At 64.4% G+C, this 18,183-nt stretch carries 18 protein-coding genes; 9 read left to right on the top strand and 9 right to left on the bottom strand.

What is annotated here, in order from left to right:
- Nucleotides 1-4 precede the first annotated feature (4 nt).
- Nucleotides 5-1,390, bottom strand: a complete 1,386-nt coding sequence (locus Q1M04_RS09355) for a PLP-dependent aminotransferase family protein (protein WP_297998534.1) — start codon at nucleotides 1,388-1,390, stop codon at nucleotides 5-7.
- Nucleotides 1,391-1,496: 106 nt separating this feature from the next.
- Between Q1M04_RS09355 and Q1M04_RS09360 the strand changes: the two genes are divergently transcribed.
- Complete coding sequence (locus Q1M04_RS09360; protein ID WP_297998537.1) at nucleotides 1,497-2,057, top strand: ECF transporter S component; 561 nt, start codon at nucleotides 1,497-1,499, stop codon at nucleotides 2,055-2,057.
- A 59-nt stretch (nucleotides 2,058-2,116) separates the two neighbouring features.
- Here Q1M04_RS09360 and Q1M04_RS09365 read toward each other — a convergent pair whose 3' ends face one another.
- From Q1M04_RS09365 to Q1M04_RS09385, 5 genes are all read right to left on the bottom strand, one after another.
- The gene (locus Q1M04_RS09365) at nucleotides 2,117-2,929 is read right to left on the bottom strand and encodes a DUF975 family protein (RefSeq protein ID WP_297998539.1); all 813 of its coding nucleotides are present in this window, start codon (nucleotides 2,927-2,929) and stop codon (nucleotides 2,117-2,119) included.
- 106 nt (nucleotides 2,930-3,035) lie between these two features.
- Entirely contained in the window at nucleotides 3,036-4,013 is a 978-nt protein-coding gene (locus Q1M04_RS09370; RefSeq protein ID WP_297998541.1) for a tRNA-dihydrouridine synthase, read from the bottom strand.
- Entirely contained in the window at nucleotides 4,010-4,360 is a 351-nt protein-coding gene (locus Q1M04_RS09375) for an arsenate reductase family protein (protein WP_297998543.1), read from the bottom strand. The genes Q1M04_RS09370 and Q1M04_RS09375 overlap by 4 nt, the downstream gene beginning before the upstream one ends.
- A gap of 17 nt (nucleotides 4,361-4,377) precedes the next feature.
- On the bottom strand, nucleotides 4,378-5,469 hold the full coding sequence (locus tag Q1M04_RS09380; RefSeq protein ID WP_297998546.1) for a Xaa-Pro peptidase family protein: 1,092 nt from the start codon (nucleotides 5,467-5,469) through the stop codon (nucleotides 4,378-4,380).
- A gap of 189 nt (nucleotides 5,470-5,658) precedes the next feature.
- Complete coding sequence (locus tag Q1M04_RS09385; RefSeq protein WP_295757262.1) at nucleotides 5,659-5,919, bottom strand: hypothetical protein; 261 nt, start codon at nucleotides 5,917-5,919, stop codon at nucleotides 5,659-5,661.
- A 106-nt stretch (nucleotides 5,920-6,025) separates the two neighbouring features.
- Between Q1M04_RS09385 and Q1M04_RS09390 the strand changes: the two genes are divergently transcribed.
- Nucleotides 6,026-6,274, top strand: coding sequence for a helix-turn-helix domain-containing protein (locus tag Q1M04_RS09390; protein WP_204789827.1), 249 nt, complete (start codon nucleotides 6,026-6,028; stop codon nucleotides 6,272-6,274).
- Between the two features lie 30 nt (nucleotides 6,275-6,304).
- Here the strand turns inward: Q1M04_RS09390 and Q1M04_RS09395 are convergent, their stop codons facing one another.
- A complete protein-coding gene (locus tag Q1M04_RS09395) occupies nucleotides 6,305-7,909 on the bottom strand; it encodes a CTP synthase (RefSeq protein ID WP_297998549.1) in 1,605 nt (534 codons plus the stop codon).
- A 246-nt stretch (nucleotides 7,910-8,155) separates the two neighbouring features.
- On the opposite strand from Q1M04_RS09395, the gene Q1M04_RS09400 reads away from it, so the two are divergent.
- The 7 genes from Q1M04_RS09400 (at nucleotide 8,156) to Q1M04_RS09430 (ending at nucleotide 12,779) form a co-directional block, all read left to right on the top strand.
- Nucleotides 8,156-8,779, top strand: a complete 624-nt coding sequence (locus Q1M04_RS09400; protein WP_297998551.1) for a hypothetical protein — start codon at nucleotides 8,156-8,158, stop codon at nucleotides 8,777-8,779.
- Between the two features lie 79 nt (nucleotides 8,780-8,858).
- A complete protein-coding gene (locus tag Q1M04_RS09405) occupies nucleotides 8,859-9,077 on the top strand; it encodes a heavy-metal-associated domain-containing protein (protein ID WP_293279767.1) in 219 nt (72 codons plus the stop codon).
- 300 nt (nucleotides 9,078-9,377) lie between these two features.
- A complete protein-coding gene (epsC, locus tag Q1M04_RS09410) occupies nucleotides 9,378-10,043 on the top strand; it encodes a serine O-acetyltransferase EpsC (protein WP_297998554.1) in 666 nt (221 codons plus the stop codon).
- A gap of 24 nt (nucleotides 10,044-10,067) precedes the next feature.
- On the top strand, nucleotides 10,068-10,448 hold the full coding sequence (locus Q1M04_RS09415) for a VOC family protein (RefSeq protein ID WP_297998556.1): 381 nt from the start codon (nucleotides 10,068-10,070) through the stop codon (nucleotides 10,446-10,448).
- 20 nt (nucleotides 10,449-10,468) lie between these two features.
- Nucleotides 10,469-11,911 (top strand): cysteine--tRNA ligase, encoded by a 1,443-nt coding sequence (gene cysS / locus Q1M04_RS09420; protein ID WP_297998558.1) that lies wholly within the window; start codon nucleotides 10,469-10,471, stop codon nucleotides 11,909-11,911.
- Nucleotides 11,912-12,062: 151 nt separating this feature from the next.
- Nucleotides 12,063-12,296, top strand: coding sequence for a helix-turn-helix transcriptional regulator (locus Q1M04_RS09425; protein ID WP_204789146.1), 234 nt, complete (start codon nucleotides 12,063-12,065; stop codon nucleotides 12,294-12,296).
- A 66-nt stretch (nucleotides 12,297-12,362) separates the two neighbouring features.
- A complete protein-coding gene (locus Q1M04_RS09430; RefSeq protein ID WP_295757253.1) occupies nucleotides 12,363-12,779 on the top strand; it encodes a hypothetical protein in 417 nt (138 codons plus the stop codon).
- Nucleotides 12,780-12,822: 43 nt separating this feature from the next.
- Here the strand turns inward: Q1M04_RS09430 and Q1M04_RS09435 are convergent, their stop codons facing one another.
- Entirely contained in the window at nucleotides 12,823-14,334 is a 1,512-nt protein-coding gene (locus Q1M04_RS09435) for an IMP dehydrogenase (RefSeq protein ID WP_297998560.1), read from the bottom strand.
- A gap of 130 nt (nucleotides 14,335-14,464) precedes the next feature.
- Nucleotides 14,465-18,181 carry a phosphoribosylformylglycinamidine synthase gene (locus tag Q1M04_RS09440; protein ID WP_300345916.1) on the bottom strand — a complete coding sequence of 1,239 codons (3,717 nt, stop codon included), beginning with the start codon at nucleotides 18,179-18,181 and terminating at the stop codon, nucleotides 14,465-14,467.
- Nucleotides 18,182-18,183 lie beyond the last annotated feature (2 nt).

The following is an 18,183-nucleotide window of genomic DNA, read 5'->3' on the forward strand; positions in this document are numbered from 1 at the left end:
CGAATCAGCGGGAGGTCAGGAAGACCTCCGCCAGCATGGACTCCATTTGGTCCAGCCGCGCCGCGTCCAGCCCCGCGTAATTGACCACCAGCGTATGGTCATAGGCGGGATCGGGAACGGCGGCGTATTCCGACAAAAACCCAAGACGCACACCCAGGCCCTCCGCCCGACGGCGGAGGGCCTCGTCGTCCTCCTCCGTCTTCAGCCGGAGGAGGAAATGAAGCCCCGCCCCCCGGTCGGTGAGGGAGGCGGCAAAGGGGCACTGCCGGAAGCGCTCCAGCACCGCCTCCCGGAGGAGGCGGTATTTTTTCCGGGTCCGGGAGAGGTGCTGCTCATACCCGCCGCCGCCCAGGAACCGGGCCAGCACCTGCTGCTCCAGGGCGGGAACGGTGGAGGCGTAAAAGCCCAGCTCCCGGCGGCAGCGCTCCAGCAGCCGGGGCGGCAGGACCATGAAGCCCACCCGCATGGAGGGGGAGATGGTCTGGGAGAAGGTGTTCATGTAAACCACCCGCCCCCGGCCGTCGATGCTCTGAAGGGTGGGGATGGGCCGCCCCGTGAAGCGGAACTCGCTGTCGTAGTCGTCTTCGATGATGATCCCGTCTGCCTCCTCCGCCCAGCGGAGAAGGGCCTGGCGGCGGGCGATGGGGGTGACGATGCCCGTGGGGTAGTGGTGGGCGGGGGAGAGATGGGCCGCCGTGGCCCCGGAGGCGTACAGGGGATCCAGGGCCATGCCTTGGCCGTCCAGGGGGATGGGGCGGCAGGCCGCGCCCCACTTGCCGTAGACCTGGCGGATCTTGGGGTAGCCCGGGTCCTCCAGGGCGATGACCGCATCCCGGCCCAGGAGCTGGGCCAGAAGCAGATAGAGATACTCCGCCCCCGCGCCCACGACGATCTGCTCCGGGGATACCGCCATGCCCTTGAAGTCCCGGAGGTCCCGGGCGATGGCCTGCCGCAGGGCGGGGAGGCCCTGGTGGGGCACCGGGGATAGGTGGGCCCCCTCAGAGAGGACCTGGCGGGTCAGCCGGGCCCAGAGGGCGGAGGGGAAGAAGGAAGGGTCCGCCTGGCCGCTCTTTAGGTCCAGCCGCCAGGCGCGGGGAGGCGCCTCCGCCGGGAGCCCGCCTCCCGCCTCCGCCGCTGGAAGGCGGGGGTCCACCGAAGAGACGAAAAAGCCCCGCCGGGGCCGGGCGTCCACATAGCCCTCCGCCTCCAGCTGCTGGTAGGCTCCCTCCACGGTGACCACGGACACCCGCAGATGCTCCGCCAAAGCCCGCTTGGAGGGCAGGCGCTCCCCCGCCGCCAGGGCGCCGCTGAGGATGTCGTCCCGGAGGCGGCAGTAAAGGTATTCATAGAGGGACAGGCTCCCCCGGGCCTCTAAATCATATGTCAGCATGGCCGCGCCCTCCTCTGACCTTATAAAAAATCCCGGTCTTGGCTATTCCTATCCTATCACAAAGGCGGTATGATGGCAATATCAACCGGCAAAGGAGAAAGGCGCGATGGAAAAGATTTTGAACCGGGAGACGGGGCGGATGGACGCCCGGCTGCTGGCCCTGACGGGGCTGTTCGCCGCTCTGGGCTGCGTGGGGACGATGGTTTTGCAGGTTCCCTCCCCCACCGGCGGGTACATGAACCTGGGGGACGCGGTGGTGATTTTGGGGGCCTGGCTGCTGGGCCCGGTATACGGGGCGGTGGCCGGGGGTGTGGGCCCCGCCATGGCGGATCTATTGAGCGGCTACGCCGTCTATGTTCCCGCCACCCTGGTGATCAAGGCCGTCATGGCCCTGACGGCGGCGCTGATGTACCGGGCCCTGGGGAAGAAGGGGCTGCTTCTCTCCGCCCTGGCGGCGGAGGTTCCCATGGTTCTGGGCTACTGGCTGTTTGACGGGGCTTTGGCCGCCCTTTCCGGCGGCGGGACCCTGGGCCTGTGCCTTATGGGCAGCGCAGCGGGCCTTCCCAGCAACCTGGTCCAGGCCGCCTTCGGCGCGGCGGCGTCCACGCTGCTGGCCCTGGCCCTGCGGCGGAGCGGCTATGCCCGGAAGCGGTTTCCAAACCTCTGAGCGGTGGAAAACCCCAGCCCCCAAGGCGTTGCCTTGGGGGCTGGGGTTTCATACGAGGTTCAGCCCAAGCCGTCCGGGGCGTTCCAGCCCTCCCAGGGGGAAGCCTGGGGCGGTTCCGCCCCCAGGCCTACGCCGGAGGTGCGCTTGGCGGTTTCGAAGTAGCTGAGCTGGACACAGACGTAGTTGGGGAAGTAGAACAGGGCCACCGCTATCTGCCAGACGCCCAGGATGAGATCCAGGGCGATGAGGGGCAGGCCGAAATATGTATCCGGGGCGGGGATGCCGTAGAGCATCTGGGCGGTGATGTCCCGGGCCACCAGCTGGGCAAGCAGGGTGGAGGGAAGTCGGGCCAGCAGGATCCAGCCGATGTAGCTCAGGTCCAGCATGAACAGCTGGGACTTGTAGCCCAGGGTCTGCCGCTTGCTCATGTCCAGGGCCTCCATAGCGCCGATGCCCGGGTTCTCGTAGAGGTTGAACCGGGCGAAGCTGTAGCGGTAGGCGGCGATGATGCCGGGAATGAGGAAGAGCAGGGACCAGAGGAAGATGAAAAGGGCGGTGATGAGGTCCAGGAGAATGAGCTTCCCCACGAAGGAAAACCCGTCGAAGAGGGTCAGGTACTCGGCCCGCTCACCCCGGCGGATGGCCATGCAGTACAATACGAAGCCCGCCGACAGGACGGCGTTCAGCAAAAAGGCCAGGATGGAGATAAAAATGCCCAGGAAGCCGCCGCCCCCCAGGGACGAGATCAGCCCCAGGGCCAGGCACAGCCCCATGAGCAGGGCGGCCATGGCCTTGGGGGGAACCTGGGCCTCCCGCAGCAGCTCCGCCGCCTCTCGCTTGCATTGCTTCCGGTCGATATGTTCAAACATCATGATAGGGCCTCCTGATACGTGGTTATGTCATTGCCTTAGTTTAGCACAATCCGGGCCGGATGGCAAGCGGCAAAACGGACCCGCCGTTTCGGCGGGTCCGTCCATTTCATGCCAATTCCCCCTGGGGAGCGTCCAGAAGCTCCAGCTCCTGGAAGATCCGGGCCTCCAGCTCCTCATAGGCCCGGGGGCCCCGGGAGCGGCGCATCCGGCCCCCCAGGCGCTCGCCGTTTTCAAAGAGGTGGATGAGGTAAAACCAGACCTCCTTCATCCGCTGGGAGGCGGGGGCGGCCTGGCTGTCGGGGGCGGCCTGGCCGTAGAAGTCCTGATAGGCCTGGTAGAGCTCCTGGGTGAAGGCTTGCAGCTCTTCTTTAGAAGCGGCGGGACCGCCCCGGAGCCGCCGCAGAAGCGCCGGGTCCGCGACGGCCCCCCGGCCGATCATGGCGGCGTCCAAGCCGGGGAATTGGGCCTCCAAGGCCCGGACGCCCGCGACAGAGGTCAAATCCCCGTTGTAGCACACCGGGTTTTTGCTCTCCGCCACGGCCAGGGCGAACAGATCCATATGCACCGCCCCCCGGTACTTCTCCGGCCGGACCCGGGGGTGGACGGTGAGACAGGCGATGGGATAGCGGTTGAAGATCTCCAGCAGCCGGGGGAACTCCTCCGGCGTGTGATAGCCCAGCCGGGTCTTCACGGAGACAGGGACCCGGGCAGCGGAAAAGACCTGGTCCAAAAACCGATCCAGGCGGTCCGGGTCCATCAGCAGGCCGGAGCCCTTCCCCTTGGCGGTGACGGTGCCGGAGGGACAGCCCAGGTTCAGGTTGACCTCCTCATAGCCCATGTCCGCCAGGGCCTCCGCCGCCCAGACAAAGTCCGCCGCCTGTTTCGCCATCACCTGGGGAACCTGGGGGAGCCCTTCCGGGTTTTCCAGTTCCCGGCGGTCTCGGGGGGTGATGACATGCTGGTCCGTGGGGGAGATGAAGGGGACGAAATAGCGGTCCGCCCCGCCGAAGTGCGCGTGCCACACCCGGCGGAAGACCCGCTTTGTGATGCCGTCCAGGGGGGCGAAGTCCAGGCGGGCGATCATCCCAGCGTCTCCTCCCACTCCTGGGGCTTGAAGCCGGTGAGGACAAAGCCGTCCCCCACCAGAATGGGCCGCTTTACCAGCATCCCGTCGGTGGCCAGCAGGGCCAGCTGCGCCTCCTCGTCCATGCCGGGAAGCTTGTCCTTCAGGCCCAGGGCCTTATACTGGAGGCCGCTGGTGTTGAAAAAGCGCTTCAGGGGCAGGGCGCTGGCTTGATACCACCCGCGGAGCTCCTCCGCCGTGGGGTTTTCCAGCTTGATGTCCCGGACCTCACAGGCAAGGCCCTTCTCGTCCAGCCATTTTTTCGCTTTCTGACAGGTGGTGCACTTGGGATACCAGAGCATGAGCATGGGGGAATCCCTCCTTTTTAGAGAATCAGCAGTTCCTTGGGGGCCTTGGTCAGATTCCGGCGGCCCTCCGGGGTAATCAAAATCACGTCCTCGATGCGGACGCCTAAGTTCCCGGGAATGTAAATCCCCGGCTCCGCCGAAATCACCGCCCCGGCGGGGAGGGGCTTTTCGTTGGAAGCGGCGGCGTTGGGGGACTCGTGGATTTCCACGCCCACCCCGTGGCCGAAGCTGTGGGTGAAATACTCCCCATAGCCCGCCTCCGAGATGACGGCCCTTGCGGCGGCGTCCACCGCCTTGCCGGGGACCCCGGCCTTCGCGGCGGCGATGCCCGCCTCCTGGGCGGAGAGGACGGTTTTATAGACCCGCTCCATCTCCTCCGTCACGGACCCCACCGCCACGGTGCGGGTCATGTCGGAGCAGTAGCCCCCGTAAACGCAGCCGAAGTCCATGGTGACGAACTCCCCGGCTTGAATCTCCTTTTCCGAGGGCACGCCGTGAGGCAGGCTCCCGTTGGGGCCGGAGACTACGATGGGGTCGAAGGACATGTCCGACGCGCCGTAGTGCAGCATGAGGTATTGAAGCCGGGCGGCGATTTCCTTTTCCGTCACGCCGGGGCGGACTTCCTTCAAAATGTCCTCCAGGGCCCGCTCGGCGATGCCCTGGGCGGCTTCCATGGCTTGGAGTTCCGCCGCGTCCTTAGTCTGCCGGAGCTTCAAAATGGGTTCCGAGGCGGGAACCAGCTCGCAGGGGGGGTGGCCCTCCTCGTCCAGGGCCTTTTCCAGCCGCCGGAAGGACTGGACGGACATGGCCGCGTCCTCGAAGCCCAGGCGGCGGACGCCCTTTAAAAACACCAGCTCCTTGAGCTGGTCCATCAGGCCCTTTCCGGGCTTGACCTCCCGGAGCTCCGCCCCGTCCAGATGGCGGGCGGCGGCTTCCGTGTAGCGGGCGTCGGTGAAAAACACCGCGCCCTTTTTTGTCACGAGGGCCGTGGCGTCCGCGCCGGGGGTGAAGAAGCCGGAGGCGTAAAAGCGGTTGGCCTCCCCGGTGAGGAGGACCGCGTCCAGGTTTTCCGCCTCTAAGGCGGCGGCAATGGCGGGGTAGTGGTTCATAGAGCAATAGTCCTTTACTCGCCCTGACGGGCGGGGGAGATTTGGATACCAGCGATGGCTGGTTCATTGCACCCCCCATTTTCTCTTTTCCTTCCAGAAGGAAAAGAGAAAACGGGCCGTGCACGGTCCAAAAGAGAAAAGGAAGTATGGGCCCTTCGGGCCAATTTTTTGCCCTTCTATCGATAGAACTTACCAGTCATGGCGGGTGGTAAAAACACCGTGGTCCTCCAACGCGGTTAGGATGGCCTCAATTCGTTGGAAGCATTCCGGGTCCTCCAGGCTGTCGTCGTTTAGAATGCTGCGGATTTTCTCAAGGGCCCGCATGGCCCTTGATTCCGTCTCCGCGGCTATTCGCTTCACGGTTTCCTCCTGCTTCAAATACCGCATGACTTCCAGGCCGATGGCCTCCGCCGCCAGCTCCTCCTGCGCGGTCAGTTTCTCGTAGTTCATAAAAACCTCCTTTTGACCTTTAGCGAATGTCAATTATTCCCTCATTTTATCATAAAATAAATGAAACGGTCGAATGACAATTACCAAAGGTCAGGACGGGTTTTTCATGTATAAAAACCGTGCCCCGAATGGGCGGTACAATCTTTGCGGCGGCTGGGTGGCCGCCCTTCGCAAAGCGAAAATGCCCAAACTGTCCCAGCGGGGGTTGGCGGACTTGCTCCAGCTGGGCGGGCTGGACGTGGACAAGAACGCGGTCCAGCGCATCGAGAGCGGGCAGCGGTTTGTAACGGACATCGAATTGAAGGCCCTGGCCCAGGCATTGGGCGTGACGGTGGAGGAATTGTTGGAACCGTAGGAGCTCCGGGAAACCGGAGCTCCTGTTTTTTTATTCTTCCGCCGTTTTGGCCGCCGCCCTCACGAACCCATAGAACAGCGGGTGGGGCCGGTCGGGGCGGCTCTTGAACTCGGGGTGGAACTGGACGCCCACGAACCAGGGGTGGTCCGGCAGCTCCACGATTTCCACCAGGTGCCCGCTGGGGGACAGGCCCGCCAGACACAGCCCACGGGCCTCCATCTCGGCGCGGAAATCGTTGTTGAACTCGAAGCGGTGGCGGTGGCGCTCGGAAATCTCGGCGGAGCCGTAGAGGCGGCGGCTTTCGGTGCCCTCCTTCAACTCGCAGGGGTAGCGGCCCAGGCGCATGGTGCCGCCCTTGTCGGTGACGTTCACCTGGTCCGGCATCAGGGCGATGACGGGGTGCTGGGTGGTCTCGGAGAACTCGGAGGAGTGGGCGTCGGCATAGCCCAGGACGTGCCGGGCAAACTCAATGACGGCCATCTGCATCCCCAGGCACACGCCGAAGTAGGGGATCTTGTTCTCCCGGGCGTAGCGCACGGCCTGGATCATGCCCTCGATGCCCCGGTCGCCGAAGCCGCCGGGGACGATGATTCCGGCGCAGCCCCCCAGCTCCTCCTCCAGGTTCTTCTCCGTCAGGGTCTCGGAGTTCACCCAGCGGATATCCACCACCACGTCGTTGGCGGTGCCCGCGTGGTTCAGGGACTCCACCACGGAGAGGTAGGCGTCGTGGAGCTGGACGTACTTGCCCACCAGGGCGATTTCCACATGCCTGTGGGCGTTTTTCTCCCGCTGGACCATGGCGGTCCACTCCCGGAGGTCCGCCTGGGGGGTGATCAGGCCCAGCTTCCGGCAGACCACCGTGTCCAGTCCCTCCTTGGCCATGAGCAGGGGGACCTCGTAAAGGGTCTCGGCGGTGGCGTTTTGAATCACGCAGTCCGGCTCCACGTTGCAGAACAGGGCGATCTTCCGCCGGATGTCGGCGGTGATGGGGGTGTCGCAGCGGCAGACCAGAATGTCCGGCTGGATGCCCAGGCCCAGGAGCTCCTTGACGGAGTGCTGGGTGGGCTTGGACTTCAGTTCCCCGGAGCCGGGGACCTCGACAATGAGGGGCACATGGATGAAGAGCACGTCCCCCTGGGGCCGCTCGGCCCGGACCTGGCGGATGGCCTCCAGAAAGGGCTGGGACTCGATGTCGCCCACGGTGCCGCCGATTTCGCAGATGACCACGTCCACGTCCTCGCTGGCCATGGCGTAGACCCGGCTTTTGATTTCGTTGGTGATGTGGGGGATGATCTGGACGGTGGCCCCCAGGTAGTCCCCCCGGCGCTCCCGGTTCAGAACGGACCAGTAGATCTTGCCGGAGGAAATGGAGCTGTTGCCGCTCAAATCCTCGTCCACAAAGCGCTCGTAGTGGCCCAGGTCCAAATCGGTCTCCGCGCCGTCCTCGGTGACGAAGACCTCGCCGTGCTGGTAGGGGCTCATGGTGCCGGGGTCCACGTTGATATAGGGGTCGAATTTCTGATTTCGCACCCGGACGCCCCGCTGCTTCAAAAGCCGCCCCAGGGACGCCGCGCAGATGCCCTTGCCCAGGCCGGAGACCACGCCGCCGGTGACAAATACGTATTTTGTTGCCATACCGCTCTCCTATTCTTTCGTTCTGTCCGTCCGCCGGACCGCATATACCCTGTCATATTATCATTTGGCCCCCCGCTTGTCAACGGGGCGGGCGGAGCGAAAAAGGGGAGGAGGGGAAATCCCGCCCTCCGCGGCGCCGGCCCCTCCGGTTTTTCAGGCGGCGCTGGAATAAAAAGGATGCCCCTTGTAAAACGCCGCCGCCTGTGGTAGAATCAAGGGGAAATTTTGAGAGGAAGCGGTGGCCTTATGGAGAGTTATTCCTTTAAAAGCGTGGCCTTCGGCGGGTTTGACAAGCAGGACGTGGTGCGGTATTTGGAACAGTCCTCGGAAAAGGCCGCCGCCGCCCAGCGGGAGCTGGAGGCGGAGAACGAAATGCTCCACAGGCAGGCGGCGGACCAGATGGAGGAGCTGGACCGCCTCCGGGTCCAGGTGGAGGAGCTGACGGAGCAGCGGGACCGCCTCCGGGAGAAGCTGGAGACGGAAGCCGCCGTCCGGGCGGACTTGGAGCCCCTGCGGGCCCTGGAGCAGGAGGCGGCCCGGCTCACGGCGGAGCGGGACGCCCTCAAGCCCGACGCGGAGGCGTACGCCCGGTTCCGGGAGCGCCTGGGGGCCATTGAGTGCGAGGCCCGGAAGCGGGCCGACGATTTGGAGGAAGAGGCCGCCGCCCAGACCCGCCGGACGGTGGGGGAGTTCCAGGACCGGTACCAGCGGCTGGTGAGCGCCTTTGAATCCACGGCGGGCCATGTGAACAGCGAGCTGCGCAAAATTGAGGTGATGCTCAGCCAGCTGCCCCGGGCCCTGGACCAGACGGGGGCGGAGCTGAACGAGCTGGCCGCCCGGCTGGAAAAGAAGCCGGAGGAGAAGGGCTGAGCGCCGGTTTCATATTCGCTTGGAATGAAAAAACGCCCTTGGGGAAAGCTAGTCCAAACGTTTGGAAGGAGCGATTCCCATGGCCCGTTTGAGCACCTATTTTTCCCTGGAGAACGCCGGGGACAAGCACGACGAGAAGCTTTTAAAGCAGGGGCTGGACATGCTGCCCGGCGTCACCTCCGTCAGCCTCAGCGGCCGGGGCTGCGTGGCGGTGGACTATGATTCCACCGGCGTCCGGCAGGAGCAGATCCGGCAGAAGGTCCAGGAGCTGGGCTATCAGCTGAAGTGTGAGGACTGAAAAAACTTGACACGGCGGGCGAGTCTTGCTAATATACTAAAAGAGTCAAGTGAATACCGCGATGATCGGAAAGAGTAACGGCTTACCCGAAGAACAGAGAGGGCGCGTCACCGGCTGCAAGCGCGCCTGCGGAGGGAGCCGCGAAGTGCGTCCGTGAGCGGGAGGGGAGACCCTCCGCCCGGCCCCCGTCAAGGGCCCCTTGAGTGATAAATGAGAGTGGAACCGCGATTCGTCGCCTCTCGTACTTCGGTACGGGAGGCGCTTTTCACTTCCTCCCGGCCCGGCAAGGAGTGATGTTGGATGTATTTGACTCGCCTGGGCGGCTTGCTGGCCGCCTACCAGCGCCGGGACCCCGCGGCCCGGAGCAAGCTGGAGATCTTCCTGCTCTACCCCGGGGTGCACGCGCTGCTGTGGCACCGGGCGGCCCACTGGCTGTATCTCCGCCGCCGGTATTTCCTGGCCCGCTGGATCTCCCAGCACGCCCGGAACACGACCGGCATTGAGATTCATCCCGGCGCCACCATCGGGCGGCGGCTGGTCATCGACCACGGGATGGGCATTGTCATCGGCGAGACTGCCGAGATTGGGGACGACTGCCTGCTCTACCAGGGGGTGACCCTGGGAGGCACCGGGAAGGACCAGGGAAAGCGCCACCCCACCCTGGGGAACAACGTGATGGTGGGCTCCGGGGCCCGGGTGCTGGGCCCCTTCAAGGTGGGGGACAACGCCCGCATCGCCGCCGGGGCGGTGGTGCTGCGGGAGGTGCCGCCGGGCTCCACCGCCGTGGGCGTCCCCGCCCGGATTGTCCGGGTGAACGGCTGCCCCGTGTACTACGCCGATGATGTGGACCAGATCAGCGTCCAGGACCCGGTGCGGGAGGAGCTGGAACGGCTGGCCCGGCAGGTGGAGGCGCTGGAGCGGACCTTGGCGGACGGGGAGAAGGCCCGCCGGAGGCAGCCCGCTTAACGGGCGGGAAAAGGAGGCGCGCGTATGCGGCTGGAACGAATGCACCATGTGGCGATCATCGTCTCGGATTACCAAAGGGCCCGGGAATTCTACGTGGAGAAGCTGGGCTTTCCGGTGCTCCGGGAGAACTTCCGGGAGGAGCGGGGAGACTGGAAGCTGGATTTGAAATTCGGGGACGGAGAGCTGGAGATTTTCGCCATCCCCGGCGCGCCGGAGCGGCCCAGCTACCCGGAGGCCCGGGGCCTGCGGCATCTGGCCTTCCGGGTGGAGAATATCGAAGAGGCCGTCCGGGACTTGGAGGCCCGGGGAATCCCCTGTGAGCCCGTTCGCTGGGACCCTTACAGCGAAAGGCGGATGACCTTTTTCCGCGACCCGGACGGGCTGCCCTTGGAGCTGCACGAATAAAAATAAGGAGGAGCTTTCTTATGTATCTTTATAATTCCGCGACCCACAAGAAAGAAGAATTCAAAACCCACACCCCCGGCCGGGTGGAAATGTATACCTGCGGCCCGACGGTGTACCACTTCGCCCACATCGGGAACCTCCGGAGCTATATCATGGAGGACGTGCTGGAGAAGTATCTCCGCTTCGCCGGGTACGACGTGAACCGGGTCATGAACATCACGGACGTGGGGCACCTTTCCAGCGACGCCGACACCGGAGAGGACAAAATGCTCAAGGGGGCCAAGAGGGAGAACAAGACGGTGATGGACATCGCCAAATTCTACACCGACGCCTTCTTTGACGACTGCCGGAAGCTGAACATCAAGACCCCCGATGTGGTCCAGCCCGCCACCGGGTGCATCGACGAGTATATCAAAATCATCTCCAAGCTGGTGGACACCGGGTACGCCTATCTGGCGGGAGGAAATGTGTACTTCGACAGTTCCAAGCTGGAACGCTACTACATTTTCAACGACCACGACGAGGACGATCTGGCCGTGGGCGTCCGGGAGGGCGTGGAGGAGGACTCCAACAAGCGGAACAAAAACGACTTTGTGCTCTGGTTCACCAAGTCCAAATTTGAGGACCAGGCCCTCAAGTGGGACTCCCCCTGGGGCGTGGGCTATCCCGGCTGGCACATTGAGTGCTCCGGCATCTCCATGAAGTACAACGGGGAATACCTGGACCTCCACTGCGGCGGCGTGGACAACGCCTTCCCCCACCACACCAACGAGATTGCCCAGTCGGAGAGCTACCTGGGCCATCCCTGGTGCCCCCAGTGGTTCCATGTCCACCACCTGAACGACCCGGCGGGGAAGATGTCCAAGTCCAAGGGGGAGTTTTTGACCGTCTCTTTGCTGGAGGAGAAGGGGTATGACCCCCTGGCCTACCGCTGGTTCTGCCTCCAGAGCCACTACCGGAAGACCCTGGTGTTCACCTGGGAGAACTTGGACAACGCGGCGGCGGCTTATACGAAGCTGCTGAACCGCGTCGCGGCGCTGAAGCCCGAGGGGGACGTGGACCCGGCGGTGTTCGGCGAGTATCGGGAGAAGTTCCTCCAGCAGGTGGGGAACGACCTGAATACCTCCATGGCGGTGACGGCGGTCTTCGACGCGCTGAAAGCCAAGACCAATGACGCCACCAAGCTGGCCGTCATCGGGGAGTTCGACAAGGTGCTGTCCATGAGCCTTTTGGAGAAGGCGGCGGCCCTCCGGGAGAAGGCGGCCCAGGCGGTCCAGAGCGGCGGCGGGGACTATGTGATCACCGGCGAGGGAGACCCGGAGATTGACGCCAAGGTGCTGGCCCGCTATGAGGCGAAGAAGGCGAAGAACTTTGCCGAGGCGGACCGGATTCGCGACGAGCTTAAGCGGCAGGGCATTGAGGTCACCGACGTGAAGGGCGGAGCGGCCTGGAAGAGATTGTAAGAGAGCGGGAAAAGCCCCCGGCGCCGGCCGGGGGCTCCTTTCATGAAAAAATATGAAGGGAACTTCATGCTTTCTCTTGACGAGGAACAAACATTGTGGTAATATGAAGCTGGCTTCATAAGAAGCGGACTTCACATGCGGGAGGGATGGCGTGAAAACAAAGGTGAAGGAGCTGCGGACCGCCGCGGGCATGACCCAGCAGCAGCTGGCGGAGCGGGTTCATGTCTCGGCGCGGACCATCATTTCCATTGAGAAAGAGCAGTACAGCCCGTCGCTGATGCTGGCCTATCGGATGGCGGAGGTCTTTGGTGTGACGGTGGAGGAGCTTTGCTGTCTTCGGGAAAATCGGGAATGGGAGGACCGGAAGTATGAGGATTTGCCATAAGAGGCGGCTGCCCGGCCATTGGCGCGGCCGCGTATGGAAAGACTTGCTTGAAGGAGAGGATTTGTCATGAAAATCTATCATAAGAAGAACTTTGCCTTTGGCCTCTTCGCCCTGTTTTTGGGGGCGCTGAACCTGGTGCGGGGCGCTTTGCAGGGCTTTGACTGGCACGACGGCGCGCTGGTGGGGCCTTTGCTGCTCCTGGGCGGGGCCGGGGTCCTTCGGAGCCTGTCCCCCAAGTGGTCCCGGGAGGACAAGGTGGAGGAATGGGACGAACGGAACCGGCTGGTGAAGCTGAAATCCAGAAGCCAGGCGTACTGTATCAGTCAGATTGCGTTCCTGGCGGCGGAGCTGGTGCTGATTGCCTGGGGAAAGACGACGGGGCAGGAAACCCTGATTTACGTGGGCCTGGGGCTGATGGCGGCGTTTTTCATCTCGCTGGTTACGGATTTCTTTACCTGGGTGTACTATGATGAACATACCTGAATAAGGGAAAAGGCCCGCCTCCCATGGAGGCGGACCTTCTTTTTTAATTTCTCCCCACCGCTCCAGCGGAGTCCTTGAGGAGCACGTCGTGCGCCCCGCCCTCCACAATGGAAACGGAGCTGACAAGGGTCAGCTTGGCTTTCTCCCGGAGCTCGGGAATCGTCAGCGCGCCGCAGTTGCACATGGTGGAGCGGATCTTCGCCAGCGTCGTGGCCATGCCGTCCGCCAGGGCTCCGGCATAGGGGACGTAGGAGTCCACGCCCTCCTCAAAGGAGAGCTTCGCCGCGCCGCCCAGGTCGTAGCGCTGCCAGTTCCGGGCCCGGGCGCTGCCCTCGCCCCAGTACTCCTTCATATAGCTGCCGCCAATGAGGATTTTGCTGGTGGGGCTCTCGTCGAACCGGGAGAAGTACCGGCCCAGCATGCAGAAGTCCGCGCCCATGGCCAGGGCCAGGGTGATGTGGTAGTCCTGCACAATGCCGCCGTCGGCGCAGATGGGGACGTAAACGCCGGTTTCCTCAAAATACTTGTCCCGCGCCGCCGCCACGTCGATGACCGCCGTGGCCTGGCCCCGGCCGATGCCCTTGGTCTCCCGGGTGATGCAGATGGAGCCGCCGCCGATGCCGATTTTCACGAAGTCCGCCCCGGCGTCCGCCAGGAAGCGGAAGCCCTCGCCGTCCACTACGTTGCCCGCGCCCACTTTTACCGTGTCGCCGTAGCGCTCCCGAATCCATTGCAGGGTCCGGGCCTGCCATTCGGAGTAGCCCTCGGAGGAGTCGATAACCAGCACGTCCACCCCGGCGTCCACCAGGGCGGGGACCCGCTCCGCGTAGTCCCGGGTGTTGATGCCCGCGCCCACCACATAGCGCTTCTGGTCGTCCAGCAGCTCCAGGGGGTTGCCCTTGTGGGAGTCGTAGTCCTTGCGGAAGACGAAGCTGGCCAGATGCCCGTCCGGAGAGACGATGGGCAGGGCGTTGAGCTTCCGGTCCCAGATGATGTCGTTGGCCTCTTTCAGGCTGGTGCCCTCGGGGGCGTAGATGAGCTTCTCAAAGGGGGTCATAAAGTCCGTCACGGGGGTGGCGGGGTCCAGGCGGCTGACCCGGTAGTCCCGGCTGGTGACAAGGCCCAGGAGCTTTCCCGTGCCGGTGCCGTCGTCGGTGACGGCCATGGTGGAGTGGCCGGAGCGCTCTTTCAGGGCCAGCACGTCCGCCAGGGTGTCCCCGATCCGCAGATTGGAATCGCTGGTGACAAAGCCCGCCTTGTGGTTTTTCACCCGGCGGACCATTTCCGCCTGCTGTTCCACGGGCTGGGAGACGAAGATGAAGGCGATGCCGCCCTCCTTGGCAAGGCCGATGCCCATCTGCTCGCCGGAAACCGCCTGCATGACGGCGGAAACCATGGGCACGTTCATGGTCAGGGGGCACTCCTCGCCGCGTTTGAACTTCACCACCGGGGTTTTCAGGGTTACGTTGGCGGGGACGCACTCGGCGGAGGAGTATCCGGGGACCAGCAGGTACTCGCTGAAGGTATGGGAGGGCTCGGAGAAAAAGTAGGCCATGACGAACACCTCATTTCTATAAATTTTACGCAGTATACACGATGGGGGGCGGTTTGTCAAGCCCCGGCGGCGCGCAGGAACAGAAAGGGGAGGGAGAACAGGGGCGGACCCGCGTGTCCGCCCTTCTTCCTCAGAGAACGGCGAAGTAATCCCTGGCGGCCTGGAAAAGCTGGAGGTCATACTCGCCGGGGACGTTCCGGTACAGCCCCGGGCCGATGCGCTCGGCGTGGCCCATCTTGCCGAAAACCCGTCCGTCGGGAGAGGTGACGCCCTCCACCGCCCAGGCGGAGCCGTTGGGGTTGAAGTCCGGGTCCATGGTGGGCAGGCCCTCCAAATCCGCGTACTGGGTGGCGATCTGCCCGTTTTCCGCCAGGGCTTTTAAAAGCTCCGGGGCGCAGAGGAAGCGGCCCTCCCCGTGGGAGATGGGGACGGCGTAAACCTCGCCGGGATTCACCCGGGCCAGCCAGGGGGATTTGTTGGAGACCACGCGGGTGTTTACAATTTTGGACTGGTGCCGCCCCAGGCAATTGAAGGAGAGGGTGGGGCAGGTCTCGTCCGTATCCCGGATTTCGCCATAGGGGACGAGGCCCAGTTTAATGAGGGCCTGGAAGCCGTTGCAGATGCCAAGAGCCAGGCCGTCCCGGTTTTTCAGCAGATCCATCACCGCCTCGGAGGTTTCCGGCCCCCGGAGGAAGGCCGTGATGAACTTGCCGGAGCCGTCGGGCTCGTCGCCGCCGGAGAAGCCGCCGGGAAGGAAGAGGATCCGGCTTTCCCGGAGCTTCCGGGCGAAGGCGGCGGCGGATTCGGATACGTCCTTAGCGGACTGGTTGTTAATGACGAAGATTTCCGTCTCCAGGCCCGCCCTCTGAGCGGCCCGGGCGCTGTCGTATTCGCAGTTGGTGCCGGGGAAGACGGGAATCAGGACCTTGGGCTTCGCCGCGCCAATCTTGGGAACGGGCCGGGTGAAGGCGGGGCAGTCCAGAACAGGGGCGTTGCCCTCCACGGGGGTCCGGGTAGGATACACGTCCGCCAGGACGGCCTCGTTCAGCGATAACAATTCGTCAATTGAGGCGGAATCAGTCCCGATCGTAATCACCGGTTCGGTGATGGTATGGCCGATTTTCCCGCAAAAGCCGTCTGGGTGACAGTTACCGATGTCCTCGGTCAGCTCCGCAATGATGGCCCCGGAGCGGGAGGTATACCATACAGGGCTGTTTTGGCTCATCCCCTTGAACCCGATCCGGTTGCCGAAGGACATCTTCATGACCGCCTCGGCCATTCCGTTTTCCACTGCCCAGGCGGCGGCAATCTTCCCCTTCCGGTGGAGGCGGAGGAACTCCGCCCAGGCCGCCCGCTGATCCTGTGCGCTGCCGTCGGGCTGGAAGAGGTACACCGGGTGGCCCGCTTCCTTGAACTCGGGGGTAATCACATCTCCCGCCTGGATGGGGGCGATGGCGAAGGAGATCAGCGTGGGCGGTACGTCCAGGTCCAGGAAGGAGCCGGACATAGAGTCCTTGCCGCCGATGGCCGCCGCGCCGTAATCCATCTGGGCCTCCATGGCTCCCAGGAGGGCGGCGAAGGGCTTGCCCCAGCGGTCCGGGTCCTGGCGGAGCTTTTCGAAATACTCCTGCAAGGTCAGATAGGCGGTTTTGTAGTCCGCGCCGGCGGCTACCAGCTTGGCGATGGAAGTAGTCACAGCGTCGTAGGCCCCCCGGTAGGGATAGGCGGAAAGCCTCTCCGGGTCGCAGGCCCAGGCCATGACGCTGGCCTGTTCCGTCTCCTGGCCCGGGAGGACCGGGAGAAGGGCGGTCATGGACTGGGCGGGGGTCCGCTGGGTCCTGCCGCCGTAGGGCATAGTGACGCTGCCCGCGCCAATGGTGCTGTCAAACCGCTCCACCAGTCCCCGGCGGCTGGCGCTCTTGAGACTGGAGGCCATGCTTCGCAGGTCTGAGGCTCCGGCTGGCTGGAAGGGGGAATGGGTTTTTCTGTCCACATCCGGCACGGAAACGCCGGCGTGCTTCACCGCGCCGTTGGAGTTCAGGAACTCCCGGCTCAGGCTGACAATGGTTTCCCCTTGCCAGTGCATGACCATGCGGGGCTCCGCCGTCACCACGGCCACCTGATAAGCCTCCAGGTTTTCCGCCCTGGCGGCGGCGATGAAGGCTTCCGCGTCCTCGGGGGACACCACCACCGCCATGCGCTCCTGGCTCTCGGAGATGGCAAGCTCCGTGCCGTCCAGGCCGTCGTATTTCTTCCGCACCGCGTCCAGGTCGATGGTCAGGCCGTCCGCCAGCTCGCCGATGGCGACGGATACGCCGCCCGCGCCGAAGTCGTTGCACCGCTTGATGAGGCGGGTGACCTTCCCGTCCCGGAAGAGGCGCTGGATTTTCCGCTCCTCCGGGGCGTTGCCCTTCTGGACCTCGCTGGCCATGGTTTGGAGGGATTTTTGGTTGTGGCTCTTGGAGGAGCCGGTGGCCCCGCCGATGCCGTCCCGGCCCGTGCGGCCCCCCAGGAGGACGACCACGTCCCCGGGGGCGGGGCGCTCCCGCCGGACGTTTTCCGCCGGGGCCGCGCCGACGACCGCGCCGGCCTCCAAATGCTTGGCGACGTAGCCCGGGTGGTAGACCTCGGCGACATGCCCGGTGGCCAGGCCGATTTGGTTTCCGTAGGAGGAATAGCCCGCCGCCGCCGTCTGGCAGAGCTTCCGCTGGGGGAGCTTGCCGGGCAGGGTCTTTTCAATAGGCGTCCGGGGATCGCCGCAGCCGGTGAGGCGCATGGCCTGATGGACATAGGCCCGGCCGGACAGGGGGTCCCGGATGCAGCCGCCGATGCAGGTGGCCGCGCCGCCGAAGGGCTCGATCTCCGTGGGGTGGTTGTGAGTCTCGTTTTTGAACATCAGCAGCCAGTCCTGGGTTTTCCCGTCCACCAGGGCGGGGACGTGGATGGAACAGGCGTTGATCTCCTCGCTCTCGTCCAGCTCGGGGAGGAGGCCCCGCTTTTTCAGGGCCTTGGCCGCGATGGTGGCGATGTCCATCAGGGTTTCGGGACGGTCCTTGGCCTTCTCGCCGTAGACCTCGCTGCGCAGCTTCAGGTAGTGGTAATAGGCGTGCTTGACATTCGGGTCCTCGATTTCTCCGCCGCTTAAGTGGGCGGAGAAGGTGGTGTGGCGGCAGTGGTCGGACCAGTAGGTGTCCACCACCCGGACCTCCGTGATGGTGGGGTCCCGCTTCTCCGTGTCCCGGAAATAGCCCTGGAGGAATGCCAGATCGTCTAAATCCATGGCCAGGCCCAGCTTCTCCAGCAGGGCCTGAAGGGCCGCGGCGTCCATGGCGGTGAAGCCCGCCAGGGTCTCCACCCGGCGGGGGGCGGCATGGGTGCGGGCCAGGGTCTCCGGCTTTTCCAGGGAAGCCTCCCGGCTCTCCACGGGATTGATGACGTAGCCCTTGATTTTTTTGAGATCCGCTGGGGTGAGAGCCCCTTCCAAGAGATACACCTTGGCATACGACACCAGGGGGCGGTCCACCCCCGCCATGAGCTGGACGCACTGGGCGGCGGAGTCCGCCCGCTGGTCGAACTGCCCCGGCAGGGCCTCCACCGCCAGGACGGCGTGGGGGCCCTCCGGCAGGGGGAAGCTCTCCTCATAAATGAGGTCCACCTGGGGTTCGGAGAAGACGATGGACTTGGCCCTTTGGAAGACCTCCTCCGAAAGGTTTTCCACGTCGTAGCGGTTCACCAGCCGGAGGCCGGTGAGGGCGGAGACGCCCAGGATGGTCCGGAGCTCCGTTAAAAGCCCCTGGGCCTCCAGCCGGAGGGCGGGCTTTTTTTCTGCGTATACGCGTCTTACCATGT

Source organism: uncultured Oscillibacter sp. (assembly GCF_950073225.1).
GTDB lineage: Bacteria > Bacillota > Clostridia > Oscillospirales > Oscillospiraceae > Oscillibacter.

Coding starts and splice junctions, on each gene's coding strand:
- Q1M04_RS09355 (WP_297998534.1), bottom strand. CDS start 1,390: ATGCTGACATATGATTTAGAGGCCCGGGGGAGCCTGTCCCTCTATGAA.
- Q1M04_RS09360 (WP_297998537.1), top strand. CDS start 1,497: ATGGAAAAGATTTTGAACCGGGAGACGGGGCGGATGGACGCCCGGCTG.
- Q1M04_RS09365 (WP_297998539.1), bottom strand. CDS start 2,929: ATGATGTTTGAACATATCGACCGGAAGCAATGCAAGCGAGAGGCGGCG.
- Q1M04_RS09370 (WP_297998541.1), bottom strand. CDS start 4,013: ATGATCGCCCGCCTGGACTTCGCCCCCCTGGACGGCATCACAAAGCGG.
- Q1M04_RS09375 (WP_297998543.1), bottom strand. CDS start 4,360: ATGCTCATGCTCTGGTATCCCAAGTGCACCACCTGTCAGAAAGCGAAA.
- Q1M04_RS09380 (WP_297998546.1), bottom strand. CDS start 5,469: ATGAACCACTACCCCGCCATTGCCGCCGCCTTAGAGGCGGAAAACCTG.
- Q1M04_RS09385 (WP_295757262.1), bottom strand. CDS start 5,919: ATGAACTACGAGAAACTGACCGCGCAGGAGGAGCTGGCGGCGGAGGCC.
- Q1M04_RS09390 (WP_204789827.1), top strand. CDS start 6,026: ATGTATAAAAACCGTGCCCCGAATGGGCGGTACAATCTTTGCGGCGGC.
- Q1M04_RS09395 (WP_297998549.1), bottom strand. CDS start 7,909: ATGGCAACAAAATACGTATTTGTCACCGGCGGCGTGGTCTCCGGCCTG.
- Q1M04_RS09400 (WP_297998551.1), top strand. CDS start 8,156: ATGGAGAGTTATTCCTTTAAAAGCGTGGCCTTCGGCGGGTTTGACAAG.
- Q1M04_RS09405 (WP_293279767.1), top strand. CDS start 8,859: ATGGCCCGTTTGAGCACCTATTTTTCCCTGGAGAACGCCGGGGACAAG.
- epsC (WP_297998554.1), top strand. CDS start 9,378: ATGTATTTGACTCGCCTGGGCGGCTTGCTGGCCGCCTACCAGCGCCGG.
- Q1M04_RS09415 (WP_297998556.1), top strand. CDS start 10,068: ATGCGGCTGGAACGAATGCACCATGTGGCGATCATCGTCTCGGATTAC.
- cysS (WP_297998558.1), top strand. CDS start 10,469: ATGTATCTTTATAATTCCGCGACCCACAAGAAAGAAGAATTCAAAACC.
- Q1M04_RS09430 (WP_295757253.1), top strand. CDS start 12,363: ATGAAAATCTATCATAAGAAGAACTTTGCCTTTGGCCTCTTCGCCCTG.
- Q1M04_RS09435 (WP_297998560.1), bottom strand. CDS start 14,334: ATGGCCTACTTTTTCTCCGAGCCCTCCCATACCTTCAGCGAGTACCTG.
- Q1M04_RS09440 (WP_300345916.1), bottom strand. CDS start 18,181: ATGGTAAGACGCGTATACGCAGAAAAAAAGCCCGCCCTCCGGCTGGAG.